General features: G+C 71.1%; 13 protein-coding genes. 5 read left to right on the plus strand and 8 right to left on the minus strand.

The features are described 5' to 3' along the window. Positions 1 to 213 precede the first annotated feature (213 nt). On the plus strand, positions 214 to 1,308 hold the full coding sequence (locus tag ACIBP6_RS15985) for a hypothetical protein (RefSeq protein ID WP_397052736.1): 1,095 nt from the start codon (positions 214 to 216) through the stop codon (positions 1,306 to 1,308). A 141-nt stretch (positions 1,309 to 1,449) separates the two neighbouring features. Here ACIBP6_RS15985 and ACIBP6_RS15990 read toward each other — a convergent pair whose 3' ends face one another. The 7 genes from ACIBP6_RS15990 to ACIBP6_RS16020 are packed head-to-tail and all read right to left on the minus strand — an operon-like array spanning position 1,450 to position 9,106. Then, positions 1,450 to 2,463: an Lrp/AsnC family transcriptional regulator gene (locus ACIBP6_RS15990; protein ID WP_397052738.1), complete on the minus strand. Its 1,014-nt coding sequence runs from the start codon at positions 2,461 to 2,463 to the stop codon at positions 1,450 to 1,452. Between the two features lie 19 nt (positions 2,464 to 2,482). Further along, entirely contained in the window at positions 2,483 to 3,337 is an 855-nt protein-coding gene (locus ACIBP6_RS15995) for an alpha/beta fold hydrolase (protein WP_397052740.1), read from the minus strand. An 11-nt stretch (positions 3,338 to 3,348) separates the two neighbouring features. After that, positions 3,349 to 4,518 carry a M24 family metallopeptidase gene (locus ACIBP6_RS16000; protein WP_397052741.1) on the minus strand — a complete coding sequence of 390 codons (1,170 nt, stop codon included), beginning with the start codon at positions 4,516 to 4,518 and terminating at the stop codon, positions 3,349 to 3,351. Further along, a complete protein-coding gene (locus tag ACIBP6_RS16005; protein ID WP_397052743.1) occupies positions 4,515 to 5,369 on the minus strand; it encodes an ABC transporter permease in 855 nt (284 codons plus the stop codon). Before ACIBP6_RS16005 ends, ACIBP6_RS16000 begins: the two co-directional genes overlap by 4 nt. Continuing rightward, positions 5,366 to 6,319 carry an ABC transporter permease gene (locus tag ACIBP6_RS16010; protein ID WP_132612012.1) on the minus strand — a complete coding sequence of 318 codons (954 nt, stop codon included), beginning with the start codon at positions 6,317 to 6,319 and terminating at the stop codon, positions 5,366 to 5,368. Before ACIBP6_RS16010 ends, ACIBP6_RS16005 begins: the two co-directional genes overlap by 4 nt. A 4-nt stretch (positions 6,320 to 6,323) precedes the next feature. Then, on the minus strand, positions 6,324 to 7,898 hold the full coding sequence (locus ACIBP6_RS16015) for an ABC transporter substrate-binding protein (RefSeq protein ID WP_397052745.1): 1,575 nt from the start codon (positions 7,896 to 7,898) through the stop codon (positions 6,324 to 6,326). Then, positions 7,898 to 9,106 carry a dipeptidase gene (locus ACIBP6_RS16020; protein WP_397052747.1) on the minus strand — a complete coding sequence of 403 codons (1,209 nt, stop codon included), beginning with the start codon at positions 9,104 to 9,106 and terminating at the stop codon, positions 7,898 to 7,900. Before ACIBP6_RS16020 ends, ACIBP6_RS16015 begins: the two co-directional genes overlap by 1 nt. Before the next feature lie 129 nt (positions 9,107 to 9,235). Between ACIBP6_RS16020 and ACIBP6_RS16025 the strand changes: the two genes are divergently transcribed. From ACIBP6_RS16025 to ACIBP6_RS16040, 4 genes are all read left to right on the plus strand, one after another. Continuing rightward, a complete protein-coding gene (locus ACIBP6_RS16025; RefSeq protein ID WP_397052749.1) occupies positions 9,236 to 10,237 on the plus strand; it encodes an ABC transporter ATP-binding protein in 1,002 nt (333 codons plus the stop codon). Beyond that, complete coding sequence (locus tag ACIBP6_RS16030) at positions 10,221 to 11,243, plus strand: ABC transporter ATP-binding protein (RefSeq protein ID WP_397052751.1); 1,023 nt, start codon at positions 10,221 to 10,223, stop codon at positions 11,241 to 11,243. Before ACIBP6_RS16025 ends, ACIBP6_RS16030 begins: the two co-directional genes overlap by 17 nt. A 128-nt stretch (positions 11,244 to 11,371) precedes the next feature. Continuing rightward, a complete protein-coding gene (locus ACIBP6_RS16035) occupies positions 11,372 to 12,022 on the plus strand; it encodes a heme oxygenase (biliverdin-producing) (RefSeq protein WP_397052752.1) in 651 nt (216 codons plus the stop codon). Between the two features lie 76 nt (positions 12,023 to 12,098). After that, the gene (locus ACIBP6_RS16040) at positions 12,099 to 12,698 is read left to right on the plus strand and encodes a TetR/AcrR family transcriptional regulator (RefSeq protein ID WP_397052754.1); all 600 of its coding nucleotides are present in this window, start codon (positions 12,099 to 12,101) and stop codon (positions 12,696 to 12,698) included. A gap of 12 nt (positions 12,699 to 12,710) precedes the next feature. Here the strand turns inward: ACIBP6_RS16040 and ACIBP6_RS16045 are convergent, their stop codons facing one another. Next, entirely contained in the window at positions 12,711 to 13,361 is a 651-nt protein-coding gene (locus ACIBP6_RS16045) for a DNA-binding response regulator (RefSeq protein ID WP_397052756.1), read from the minus strand. Positions 13,362 to 13,399 lie beyond the last annotated feature (38 nt).

The raw sequence follows: 13,399 nt of genomic DNA on the forward strand, positions 1-13,399 counted from the left end.
GCGCTGCAGATTCACGTCAGGCGTTTGCATCTCGCGCGAAGCATAATCGTCGGTATGAACCTGACTGAATCGGTGCCCCAGAGATTTTCGGTCAACGGAAAAAGGCTATTTAGCGAAGGTTCTGTTCACGACTGCGGCGACATGACGCACGGTACGGCCACGCTCACACGTCAGGTCGCCGACGTCGCCGAATGTCTTTCCGGACACTTACCCATGGTGGTCGACGACGTCCTGTCGGCGATCTGGCGCGACGCCATGCCGGACAGCCTGCTCGGCAAGGATCCCGCGCTGTCGGCGGTGGTGCGGTCGGAGACCACCATGCTCCTGACTCGCTTCCTCCACAGCCTGGTGAAGGGCCAGGAAGAGCCGATCCGGTCACTCGAGTCGCGGCACATCGCCCGGCTCGCGGCCCGGCACGAAACAACGCTCTCCGACGTGATCTCCGGCTTCCGGATCGCCCACCGGATGCTGGAGGAGGCGTTGTTCGAGGCGGTGCACGAAGCGGGAATCCCGCCGGGTGACTCCCTGGAGGTGCTGCGGCACTGCTGCCGTCAGCTGTTCCGCCAGATCGAAACCCTCGTCGAGATCGTGACGGCGGAGTACGCCCACGAGACGGAGTCGCGGGACATCGACCAGAACGCCAGGCGACTGCACGCCGTCAAGTCCGTGCTCAACGAGAGACGATCCCTCACCGTCCTGCCCTTCTACGACCTTGAGGCCGAGCATGTCGCGGCGGTGGCCAGGGGGGCGACGGCCGTGGCGCTGGCGGCCTTCGCCCACAGGCACGAGGGCGGCGCGGTATGCCTGCGCCTGGACCGCAGCGTCGTGTGGGCGTGGTTCAGCGCGGTGGACCCTGTGGACGTGCGGAAGGCGGCCCTCGAGCGACCGGGGCGCGGCTGGCTGGGCATCGGCGAACCCGGCGACGGGGTGGCGGGGTTCCGGCGGTCCCACACCGAGGCCCGGGCGGCCTACCGGGTGTCGCAGTGGACCGGGGCCGTCGCGGCACGGTTCGGCGAGGTCTCCGTCGAGTCGATCGGGCTGGCCGACGTCGATGTCGCGCGCGCCGTCGTCCACCGGCACCTGGGCCGGCTGGCGACGGAAGGCAACCGGGAGGACGCGCTCCGGCACACCCTGGAGGTCTACCTCGCCTCACAGCAGATCACGCGCCATGCCGCGGCCAAGCTCGGTCTGACCGAACGCGCGGTCGCCAACAGGCTCCAGGCCGTCCGGCGGCTGCTCCCGCCGGACGCCCAACTGTCGTCCCCGGAGCTGGCACTCGCGCTACGCCTGTGCCCGCTGGTGGGCTAGCGCCGGGCTAGCGCTTCAGGCGCGAGAGCGTCGAAGGTTGTCGCGGCGGTCTTCGTCCCGATGTAGGGCCCGGGCCCCTGTTCCAGGAAGCGGTCCGGGCGCGGATTCGGCTCCGGTCTCCCGCCGAGCGCCGGGGCACCGTCACGGACGGGCTTGACCTTCGGGCTTGCTCAGGGCCGCCGCGATGCGGGCCTCCGCCCACGGCACCATGAGGAACCCGCGTTTGACCGTCAGGATCTGCACGCCCGCGGTCCACGACTGGATGCCCGGCACCGCGGCGAGCGTGCGGGAGGTGAAGTGGTGCAGGTCGGCTGTGGTGGGCATGATGACCTCGCACATGAGCGACGCCTGCCCCAGCGTGGAGGCGATCATGCGCACGCCGCGCTCGCCGGACAGGCGCTCGGCCACGCTGTGCTGCATGCTCGGCTCGACCGACAGCCAGAACAGGACCTCGGCCTCGTAGCCGAGCGCGGCGGCCGGGATGAACGTGGTCACCGTGGCGCAGCCGCGCTCCAGCATGGCCTCCAGCCGCCGCCGCGCCGTGCTCTCGCTGATGCCGAGGCGGCTGCCGACCGACTGGAAGCTGGCCCGGCCGTCGTCGCGCAGCGCGGTGAGCACCTCGCGGTCGACGTCGTCGAGGTGGCCGCGCTCGCACGTGTGGGCGGGCCGCCGCAGCGCGAACGGCGCCGCCCGCTCCCCCAGCACCGGGACGCTCCAGTCGTAGCTGACCTTGTACGTGTGCAGCACCAGGTCGGCGTTGCTCTGCTGGGCCCCGGGGACGGCCTGGACGAAGTCGACCAGCATCGAGTACAGGTCGCGGTGCTTGGGCGCGACGAGCTCGAACACGATGTCGTACGCGCCCGTGACGACCGTGACGTAGCGGATGTCGGGGTTTCTGGCCAGCATCCCGGCGACTCTCAGCTGGCTGCCCGGCGCGCAGGTCAGGCGCACGATGAACACGTGCACCGGCCCTTCGTTCTCCAGGTGCGGCAGCACCGCCACCCGGGCCAGCCCCGCGCCGAACAGGTGCTGGGCCCGCCGCGCCACCGTGGTGGTGGACGTGCCGAGCAGCTGGGCGATGTCGGTCCAGCTGGCCCTGCCGTTCACGTGGAGCGCGGCGAGGATCTTGCGGTCCATGTCGTCGAGATCGTCCATCGGGGGCATCATCGCGCGTTCAGTGCCGTTCTCGCACCTTGCCGGGCAGCGCGCGGGCGAGGAAGTCGCGGACGGTGGCCTCCCACAGTTCGGCCTCCTCGACCTGCGGGGAGTGCCCGGAACGCTCGAAGACGCGCAGCTCGGCGTTCGGGACGAGCTCGGCGATGGTCCGGCTGCACTCGACCGGGGTGATCCAGTCGTGCCGGCCGACGGTGACCAGCGTGGGTGCGGTGATGGACGGCAGGAGGTGCTTGATGTCGTAGTGAGGCTGGTTGACGGCGAAGGCGTAATTGTGCGTCCGGTAGTGGTACGGGGTGGCGGCCACGCGCTCCTCGACCTTGGCCGGGTCGTAGTCGTGGTCGTAGAGCGGCAGGATCTCCCGCCAGCAGTCGCGCAGGTCGTCGTCGTCGCGCACGGTGCCCGACATGATGCGGTCCAGCTTGTCCTGGTCGATCGTCACCCGGGAGGAGGCGGCGGCGTTGCGCATGGCCGGCTCCTGGTTGCCGTTGTCGGCCGAGGTGTCGCGGAGCACGACCGCGCTCACCCGGGAGGGGTGGCGGGCGGCGTACTCCATGGCGATGAAGCCGCCGTACGAGCCGCCGGCGACGACCACCCGCTCGGCCCCCAGCCAGGCGCGCAGCGCCTCGACGTCGGCCACCCACTGCTCGTGCGTGAACGGGCCGTCCTGGCCGCTGCCGCCGGAGCCTCTGGCGTCGAAGACGACCACGCGGTAGGCGTCGGCGAGCCGGCCGAAGCTCGCCCTGGGCTCGGCGAGGGAGCCGAGGCCGGGGGCGCCGTGGTGGGCGATGATCGTCTCCTCGCCGTCGCCGAGGATCTCGACGTTGAGCGAGGTGCCGTTGATGTCGATGAACACAGGTCTCCCTTTCAGATGGTCACGTCGGCGAGCTCGCGCGGGTACGCCGTGAGCCGGCGCGGGCCCGACTCGGTGACCAGGACGGTGTCGGAGATGCGGTATCCGGCGTGGCCGGGCACGTACACGCCGGGCTCGCTGGACAGGATCATGCCGGGGGCCAGCACGGTGGCGTCACCGTCGGACAACCAGGGCGGCTCGTGGAAGCCGAGGCCGATGCCGTGACCCTGCCGGTGCCGGATGTGCTCGCCGAGCCCGGCCTCCTCGATCACCGCCAGGCAGCGGCGGTTGGCCTCCTCGCAGGTGACGCCGGGCACGAGCGCCTCGGTGCCGGCCTGCTGCGCCTCGCGGACCGCCTCGTAGTAGCGGGCCTGGCGCGCGGTGGGCTCGCCGATGACGAACGTGCGCTCGCTCTCCACGAACCGGCCGCCGACCGCGCAGCCGAGCGAGAGCATGAACGTCTCCCCCGCCCGCAGCCGGTCGCCGCCGGGCAGGCGGTGCGGCTGGGCCGAGTTGGGGCCGCCGTAGACCAGGCCGCCGGTGAGCATGGGCACCACGACGACGTCCTCGTGGCGGGCGTACATGAGGCGCGAGCCGTGGGAGATGACGTGGGAGGCCAGCTCGGTCTCGGTGGGCAGCTCGCCGCCGGACTCGACGGCCGACCTGACCAGCTCGACGCCGGCCGCGAGCATCTCGTCGGCGATGCGGGCGGCCTCCTCGTGCAGCGTGATCTCCTCGGGCAGCTTGCGCAGCCGCACCCGGCCGACCGCGCCGCAGGCGCTCCATCGCGTGCCGGGGAACGCCTCGGCCAGGGCGGCGGCGCGGGCGACGCTGGTGGACGGCGCGTACGCGGCGGCGTCCGGCGCGCGTACGTGCCCGGCGAGCACCGCGAACGGCGAGCGCACGCCCGGGAACTCCGGATAGGCCAGGATCTCGGCGCGGGCCCGCTGGTCGGCGGCGTACTCGCGTTCCAGGTCGGGCACGAGCAGCACCGGGTCGCCGGACAGCGGCAGCCAGCAGGCGACCGGCCGCTCGTTCGGGAAGTGGTGGAAGCCGGTGAGGTAGGCGACGTCGAGCGGGTCGTCGAGCACGAGCGCCGCCACGCCGTCGGCGGACATCTCCGCGCGGACCCGCTCGATCGCGGCGTCGTAGCAGGCCGCGGGCAGTCTCTGGGTGAAGGTCACGAGGAGTTCCTGTGGTCGCGGGCGTCGTTGTAGGCCACCGAGAGCAGCGTCGTGGAGACGACCAGCAGCAGGATCGCCAGCGACGGGAACAACGTGGTCCACCACGCGGTGGCCAGCGCGCCCGACTGCTGCGCCTTGTGCAGGATCGTCCCCCACGACCAGCTGTTCGGGTCGGCGAGGCCGAGGAAGGACAGCCCGGCCTCGGCGAGCACGGCGCGGGAGGTGGTGAGCACGACCGACACGCCGACGACGGGGATGACGCCGGGCAGGAGGTGCTTGCGGACGATCCAGAGCGAGGAGCCGCCGACGACCTTGGCCGCCGACACGAACGGCATGGGCACGATCGCGATGGCCTGCGAGCGCACCACCCGGGCCACCTCGGGCCAGCTGAACAGCGCGATGACCACGGCGAGCGTGCGCACGCTCGGCCCGGCCAGCGCCGCCACCAGGATCATCAGCGGCAGCACGGGCAGCGACAGCGACAGGTCCACCAGCACGCCGAGCGGTGTGTCCAGGCGGCGGAAGTACGCGGCGCTGACCCCGATGAGCAGGCCGATGACGATGGCCAGCACGGACGCGCTGACGCCGACCGCCATGCTCACCCGGGTGCCCCAGACGACCTGGGCGAAGACGTCCTGGCCGATGTCGTCGGTGCCGAACCAGTGGGCGGCCGAGGGCGGCTGGGAGGTGTCGGCGCCGTACCCCTCGGGGAAGGGCGCGATGAGCGGCGCGCAGACGGCGACCAGCGCCAGCAGGACCAGCACGATCGCGCTGGCCACGCCGAGCGGGTTGCGGCGGAAGGCGGACCAGGTCCGCAGGCGCGGGGTCAGTTCGACGGCGGCGGCGGTCATGAGGTGCGCACCCTGGGGTCGAGGATTCCGTAGGCGACGTCCGTGATCAGGTTGGCGGCCACGACGGCCGCCGCGAGCAGCACGAACGCGCCCTGCAGGACGGGGAAGTCGAGCTGGCCGACCGCCTCGTAGATGGCGCGGCCGACGCCCGGGTAGGCGTAGATGGTCTCGGTCAGGACGGCGCCGCCCACCAGGGTGCCGAGCTGGAGCCCGGCGATCGTGGTGGTCGGCAGCAGCGCGTTGCGCAGGGCGTGCTTCCACACGACCGTCCCGGGGCGCACGCCCTTGGCCTTGGCCAGCGACACGTAGTCCTCGCCGAGCGCCTCGATGAGCGTGGTGCGCATCGTCAGCACGTAGCCGCCGAGCTGGATGAGCACCAGCGACAGGCAGGGCAGCACCAGGTGGTGCAGCATGCTGAGGGTGGCGGCGAACCCGGTGGCGTCGAGGTCGACCGCGCCGCCGATGGGGAACCAGCGCAGCCACACCCCGAGCAGGTACATGAGGAAGATGCCGACGCTCGGCACGAACAACGACTGGGCGGTGACGCCGGTGATCTGGATGACCCGGTCCACCCAGCCCCTGGCCCTGGTGGCGGCGAGCACGCCGAGCGGGATGCCCAGCACGATCGTCACCACCATGGCCGAGACGGTCAGGATCAGCGTCCACGGCAGCCGTTCCATGAGCACGGTCGTCACGGGGATCGACTGCCGGAACGACATGCCGAGGTTGCCGTGCAGGAGCTGCCCGAGGTAGTCGAGGTACTGCGCCGCGAGCGGCTTGTCCAGGCCGAAGTCGGCCAGCAGCTTCTGGCGCAGCGCCTCGGTCATGTTCGGGTCGGCCACGGCCGTCACCGGGTCGCCCGGCAGCAGGCGGACCAGGAAGAACGTCACCGTGACCGCGAACCACAGGGTGAGCAGGCCGCGGGCCAGCCGGAGGCCGATGAAGCGCATGGGATCAGCCCGCCGGCTTCGCCGCTGCCAGGGAGAGCGGGTTCACGATGGACAGCAGCTCGCTCGGCATCGGCTTGAACCCGGTCCACTTCGTGTTGTGCGCGACGTTGAACGTCTCGACGTACAGGACGTTGTCGTAGACCTGGTCGCGGATGAGCCGGGCGGCCTCCTGGATCGGCGGCTTGGCCTCCTCCACGCTCAGCGCCTTCTGCGCCTCGTCGATCAGCGCGTCCAGCTTGGGGTCGCTGACCTGGCCGTAGTTGATGTATCCGCCGGTCTTGAAGGCCAGGCCCAGGTTCGCGGGCGGGTTGTCCATGATGGCCCACGATCCGGCGTAGATGTCGAAGTCGTGCTTGAGGCTCTTGTCCACGTACGTGTTCCGCTCCAGCCCCTGGAGCTTGATCGTGATCCCGGCCTGCTTCGCCGAGTCGCGGACCATGGGGGCCCAGCGGGCGATGTTCGGGTCGGCCTGATCGTAGATCATGCTCAGGCTGAGGTCGCTCACCCCGGCCTGCGCCAGCAACTGCTTGGACAGCGCCGGGTCGAAGGTGTACTCCTTCGAGGCCGGGTCGGCCCACTCGGGCAACGAGGGTGTGAGGACGCTGGAGTTGCTGGACTTGGCGTAGCCCTTGAGCGCGATGTTCCTGATCGCCTCGTAGTCCACGGCGTGCGCGAGGGCCTGGCGGACGCGTACGTCGTCCAGAGGCTTGCGCTTGACGTTGTACTGCAGGTGCGCCCAGCCGAGCGACGGGATCTGCTCCTGCTTGACGCTGGGGTCGTTCTTGAGCTCGGCCGCGGTGGCGGGCGGCAGCACGTTCCCGATCACGTCGATCTCGCCGTTGCGCAGGGCGAGGACCTCGGTGTTGACGTCGGGGAAGACGCGGAAGACGACTTCCTTGACGGCCGGGGTGCCGGGGCCGAAGCCGTCGACGCGTTCCATGACGTAGCGCTGGCCGCGCTCGACCTTGGTCAGCTTGAACGGCCCCGCGCTCACCCAGTCGGAGTCGTTGGCGAACTTCTGCACGCTCGGCGCCTTCTCGAACACGTGCTTCGGCACGACCGGCAGCCAGAAGCCGACGTTGTCCAGGAACGTGCCGTCGGGGCGGGTGAGGTCGAAGCGCACCTCCGTGGGCGAGACCGCCACGGCCTCGTCCAAGGCGGTGATGAGGCCGGCGACCACGCCGAAGTTCTCCTTCTTCACCGTCATCACCGAGAAGACGACGTCGTCGGCGGTGACGGGCTTGCCGTCCGACCACTTCATGTCGTCGCGCAGCCTCACCGTGGCGCTCTTGCCGTCCTCGGCGTACGACCACTCCGTGGCCAGGTACGGCACCCGCTTGCCGGTCATGTCCATCTGCGTCAGGTGCGGGTACATGAGGTTGGTCACCCACGAGTCCGTGCGGCTGTTGCCGACCAGCGGGTTGTAGTTGAGCACGTCGGCGGTGGTGCCGATGGTGAGCCGGTCGGAGGGCGCCGACTGCTGCCCGCCGGAGGAGCCGGACGATCCGGGCACGCTCGGGGCGCAGGCGGCGCTCAGGGTAAGGGCGGCCAGGGCGGCCAGCAGGACTCCACGTCGCATCAGATCCAGACCTCTTCCAGCACGCGCATGACGTTGCCGCCGACGACCTTGGTGATCTCGTCGTCGGAGTAGCCGTGGCCGACCAGCCAGGCGATGATGTTCCAGAAGCACTCGGCCGGGTTCTCCAGGCCGTCCACGTACGGCACCTTCTCGTAGGAGACGCCGCCGTGGGCCTCGTTGAGCGACAGGTGCTCGGCGAAGGTGTCGTGCAGCCCCACGTGGTCGCCGAAGAGCGTGTCGGGGCCGAAGGCCACGTGGTCGATGCCGACCAGGTCCACGCAGTACGTGAAGTGGTCCATCACCGACTCCAGGCTGTGGCGCGGGTGGTCGGGCGACAGGGTGGTGTGCGGGGCCGCCTCCAGGCCGATCACGCCGCCGCGCTCGGCGGCCGCCTGGATGACCGCGTCGGGCTTCATCCGGTTCGTCGGCCAGACCCCGCGGGCGCCGGCGTGCGTGATGAGGATCGGCTTGGTCGAGTGGCGGATCGTGTCGAGCGAGGTCTGGTCGCCGGAGTGGGAGACGTCGATGGCGATGCCGAGCTTGTTCATGCGGCGCACGGCGCGCTCGCCGAACAGCGTCAGGCCGCCGTCGCCGCGCTCCTTCAGGCCGCTGCCCAGGGCGTTGGCCTCGCTGTAGGCGATGCCCATCTGGCGTACGCCGAAGCCGTACAGCATGTCGATGCGGTCGACCTCGTTCTCGATCATGGTGGCCGCCTCCAGGGCGAGCACCAGGCCGACGCGGCCCTCGGCGTGCGCCCGGTGGACGTCGGCCAGGCGCTCGACCTTGACGACGAAGTCCTGGTGGGCGATGTCCGACAGGCGCATGCCGATGTCGGCGACCACGTCGTTCCACTTCCAGCCGGCCTGGCTGGTGATGCAGCAGGTGCCGTCCATCAGGTTGTCGAAGACGACGGTCATGCCGGAGCGGGCCAGGCCCTCGAAGCCGGTGTGGTGGCGGGCCGTGCGGTTGTACTCGACGGTCTGGCGGATGTCGTCGGGGAAGATCGACGGGTGGTCGTGCAGGGAGACGACCAGGCTGTCGGCGAGCAGGCGGCGCACCCGCTCGGTCTGCTCGGTGGAGAGCTCGGGCCCCTGGTACGCCGGGACGCGCCCGAGCTCGGGTGCCAGGTCGAATCGACGGTAGTCGACCCCCTCCTCCAGATACTCGTACGAACGGTAACCCTTGTAGCTCTTCGCGGCTTTCAGCACTTGTCATCCCCTCTTGTCCGATTGCCGGAAGCATGCCAGGATCATGCACTAAAGGCAATACTCAAGTTGTTTTCCGGCAAGACTGACGTGATCGACGCACGGTTTCGTCACACTGGAGGAGGGGGTGCGGTGAGCGAACCACCGGTCCTGGAGATCCGTGACCTGCACGTCACGTTCACCGCCCACGGGCGCGAGATCCCCGCCGTACGCGGGGTGGACCTGACGATCGAACGCGGCCAGACGCTCGCGCTGCTCGGCGAGTCCGGATCCGGCAAGTCGGTCACCGCGAAGGCGATCATGGGCCTGCTCGACCGGCCCGGCACGCGGGTGCGTTCGGCGGCGGCCCGGCTGGGCGGGCGCGACCTGCTCGCGATGTCGGAGGAGGAGCGGCGCGCCCTGCGCGGCAGCGCGATGACGCTCGTCTTCCAGGACGCGCTGTCGGCCCTGAACCCGGTGCTCAGCATCGGCGACCAGATCGGCGAGCTCTTCCGGGTGCATCTGGGCGTCTCCCGCAGGCAGGCGCGGGCGCGTTCGATCGAGATGCTGACCCTGGTGGGCATCCCGGCCGCGGCCAAGCGCGTCGACGACTACCCGCACCAGTTCTCGGGCGGCATGCGCCAGCGCATCCTGGTCGCCATGGCGGTCGCCCTGGAACCCGATCTGATCATCGCCGACGAGCCGACGACCGCGCTCGACGTGACCGTGCAGGCGCAGATCCTGGAGCTCATCGACCGGCTGCGGCGCGATCTGGGCACCGCGGTCCTGCTCATCACCCACGACCTGGGGGTGGCGGCCGAGGTCAGCGACCGGGTGGCGGTGATGTACGCCGGGCGCATCGTGGAGAGCGGCGAGGCCGGCGAGCTGTACGACCTGCCCGCCCATCCGTACACGGCCGCCCTGCTCGCGGCGATCCCCGACCTGGACGCGCCCGCCTCCGAGCTGCGCGCCATCCCGGGCGCCCCGCCCAGCCCGGCGCAGGTGCCGCCGGGCTGCTCGTTCGCGCCGCGCTGCGACCGGGCGAGCGAGGTCTGCCGCACCACCCGCCCGCCGCTGATCCCCCTGACGACCGGCTCCGGCCGGTACGCCGCCTGCCACCACTCGGAGGAGATGCTCGATGCCGCCCTCGCCTGATCCCGACCAGAAGCGGGAGCCCGTGCTGCGCGCGTCGGGGCTGCACAAGAGCTACCGCGGCGGGATGCTCTCCCGGGGCGGCGCCGTGCGCGCGGTCGCGGGGGTCGACCTGGAGCTGCACGCCGGCGAGACGCTCGGCATCGTCGGCGAGTCCGGGTGCGGCAAGTCCACGCTCGCCCGCATGCTCGTCGGCCTGGAACGCCCCGACCAGGGGGAGGTGACCTTCCGGGGCCGGCCGTTCTTCGCCAGGGGCGGGGTGCCGCGCGACATCCGGCGCCGCGTCCAGATGGTCTTCCAGGACCCGCTCACCTCGCTGAACCCGCGCATGACCGTGCACGACATCGTGGCCGAGCCGCTGCGCGTGCACCGGCTGTCCCCGGACGCGCGGGCCATGCGGGAGCGGGTCGGCGAGCTGCTGACGCTGGTGGGCCTGTCGCCCGACCGGATGAACCGGTTCCCGCACGAGTTCTCCGGCGGGCAGCGCCAGCGCATCGGCATCGCCAGGGCTCTGGCCACCGAGCCCGACGTGATCGTGTGCGACGAGCCGGTGTCGGCGCTGGACATGTCGGTGCAGGCGCAGGTGGTCAACCTGTTCGCCGAGCTGCAGCGGACGCTCGGGGTGGCGCTGGTGTTCATCGCGCACGACCTGGCCGTGGTGCGGCACGTCTCGCACCGGGTCGGGGTGATGTACCTGGGACGGCTGGCGGAGCTGGGACCGGCGGGGCAGGTGTACGGGGCGCCGGCGCATCCGTACACGATGGCGCTGCTGTCGGCGGCCCCCGTGCCGAAGCCGCGGTTGCGGGGACGCTCGCGGATCATGCTGGCGGGCGACCCGCCGAGCCCGGTGGCGCCTCCCCCGGGGTGCCGCTTCCACACGCGCTGCTGGAAGGCGGCGCCGCGCTGCGCCGAGGAGGAGCCCGTCCTGGAGGCGGTCGGCGCCCACTACGCCGCCTGCCACTTCGCCGAACGCGCGGCATCCGCCGAAAAAGGGGCGGCAGCCCTTTGACGTCGCCTTTCCCGGGTAGACAGGAGGCAGGACGGCATTTTGATGACAACCTGTCGTCATCAACTTGACGCCGCGCGCCGGTGTTTGTGACACTGCGTCAGAAACATCAGCTCGACCTGAGGTGGGCCGTGACCACGTCGTTCTCCGAGACCCTGCGGAACGCCACCTGGGCGGACCACGAGTCGGCCGAGTCCGAGAGCTACCTCTCGGAGCTGATGAGCGGCCGCCTGAGCGAGCACGAATACGGCCAGATGGTCGCCCAGCACTACTTCGCCTACACCGCGCTCGACGGCGTCTCGCGGCGGCTGGCCGGCCACCCGGTGGCGGGCCGGTTCGTCTTCCCCGAGCTGTTCCGCGAGCGGGCGCTGGAGCGCGACCTGACGACGGTCTACGGCCCCGGCTGGCGCGAGCGCGTCGCCCCGTCGAAGTCGACCCGCACCCTCGTGGCCCGCATCCACCAGGTCGCCGACTGGCCGGGTGGCTTCATCGCCCACCACTACACCCGCTACCTGGGCGACCTGTCCGGCGGCCAGTTCATCCGGATGGAACTGCAGAAGATCTACGGCTACGCCAAGGGCGGCGGAGTCGACTTCTACTTCTTCGACGAGCTGGGCAGCCTGCCCCGGTTCAAGACCGAGTACCGCTCCCGGCTCGACACGCTGGAGCGGGAGTTCGACGAGCGCGAACGCCGGCGGATGATCGGCGAGGTCAAGCTGGCCTACCAGCTCAACACCGAGGTGCTGACCGAGCTGATGCACACCGTCAAGGCCGCCGCCTGACCCGTCACGGGCCGGTGCGGCTCTCGACGGCGTCGCCGGCGGCTCCCGGCGGCGGCGACCGGCCTACGATGGGCCTATGCCCCGCATCTCGGCCGCCACCATCGGCGAGCACCGCGCCCAGACGCGTGACCGCATCCTGCAGGCGGTGTCGCGGCTGTCACGGGTGCAGGGCATCGACGCCATCTCGATGACCGACGTGGCCGGCGAGGCAGGCATCACCCGTACGGTCCTGTACAACTACTTCCCCGACAAGGCGGCCCTGCTGCTGGCGTTCACCGAGCGGGTGACCCAGTACTTCATCGAAGGTTACGAGCGGGAGCTGCCGGAGGGGGCCTCGCCCGCCGACCGGCTGCGGGCCTTCGTCCGGCTCCAGCTGGCCGGGCTGGTCGCCCATCCCCATCCGGGGGCCGCCGATCTGAGCGCGACGCTCGGCCCCGACGCCTACCAGCGCCTCGCCGAGCACGTCGCGCCCATGCAGCGCATCCTCGTGGACATCCTGCGGAGCGGCATCGACTCAGGCGACTTCAGGGTGCTCGACGTGCCGGCCACGGCGCGCATGATCCTCGCGGTGATCGGCGCCGAGCGCGTGCCGCTGATCAGCGGCGAGGTGACGGTGGAGCGGGCCGGGGAGCTGGTGTCGGAGTTCGTGCTCCGCGCCCTCGCCTTCCACTCGTGAGGGCTCTCGCCTTCAACTCGTGAGGCCCAGTTCGCCGGCGCGTTTCCCGGCCTGGAAGCGGGTCTCCGCCTCCAGCGCCGCCATCAGGGCGGCCACCCGCCGCCGGTAGGTGCGCAGGGAGACGCCGAGGCGACGGGCCGCCGCCTCGTCGGTGTGGCCGAGGCTCAGCATGCGCAGCACGGTGCGTTCGGCGTCGTCGAGGTGCGGCCGGTCCGTGCCGAGGTACGCCTCCAGCTCGGTGGCCGCCTCCCAGACCCCGTCGAAGAGCGAGCAGACGCCGCCGACGAGCGACGGCTCGTCGATCACGGTGTACTCCCTGACCCCCGCCGTGGGGTCGCCCGCCGTGATGGCGTACGACCGGTCGATGACGATCGTCTCGTACGGGAGGGGGCGCGCGGCGATGCGCACCTGCACCCGGCCCGCCGCGAGCTGCCGCAGGTGGCGCCGCGCCTCCTCGCCGGCGAGCGCGGCCGGGCTGAGCAGCTTGCGCACGACGACGCTGCCCGGCGCCCAGGCCATCCGCCGCCGGACCGCCTCACGGGCCTGCGGCTGCGCCCACGTGGACAGGTCGCGCGCGGCGCAGACGAACTCGCGCGTGACGCCCTCGAACAGGTGACCCGCCCGCGCCACGAGCTCGATGTCTCCGCGTACGGTGATGACCATCGCCGGAGTATATGGCAGGAAGCTGCCATCGTCTTGGG

Source organism: Nonomuraea terrae (assembly GCF_044465245.1).
GTDB lineage: Bacteria > Actinomycetota > Actinomycetes > Streptosporangiales > Streptosporangiaceae > Nonomuraea > Nonomuraea terrae.

Excerpts from the sequence above, each read along its gene's own strand:
- ACIBP6_RS15985 (WP_397052736.1), top strand. The coding sequence starts at position 214 with ATGGTGGTCGACGACGTCCTGTCGGCGATCTGGCGCGACGCCATGCCG.
- ACIBP6_RS15990 (WP_397052738.1), bottom strand. The coding sequence starts at position 2,463 with ATGGACGATCTCGACGACATGGACCGCAAGATCCTCGCCGCGCTCCAC.
- ACIBP6_RS16005 (WP_397052743.1), bottom strand. The coding sequence starts at position 5,369 with ATGACCGCCGCCGCCGTCGAACTGACCCCGCGCCTGCGGACCTGGTCC.
- ACIBP6_RS16010 (WP_132612012.1), bottom strand. The coding sequence starts at position 6,319 with ATGCGCTTCATCGGCCTCCGGCTGGCCCGCGGCCTGCTCACCCTGTGG.
- ACIBP6_RS16015 (WP_397052745.1), bottom strand. The coding sequence starts at position 7,898 with ATGCGACGTGGAGTCCTGCTGGCCGCCCTGGCCGCCCTTACCCTGAGC.
- ACIBP6_RS16030 (WP_397052751.1), top strand. The coding sequence starts at position 10,221 with ATGCCGCCCTCGCCTGATCCCGACCAGAAGCGGGAGCCCGTGCTGCGC.
- ACIBP6_RS16040 (WP_397052754.1), top strand. The coding sequence starts at position 12,099 with ATGCCCCGCATCTCGGCCGCCACCATCGGCGAGCACCGCGCCCAGACG.
- ACIBP6_RS16045 (WP_397052756.1), bottom strand. The coding sequence starts at position 13,361 with ATGGTCATCACCGTACGCGGAGACATCGAGCTCGTGGCGCGGGCGGGT.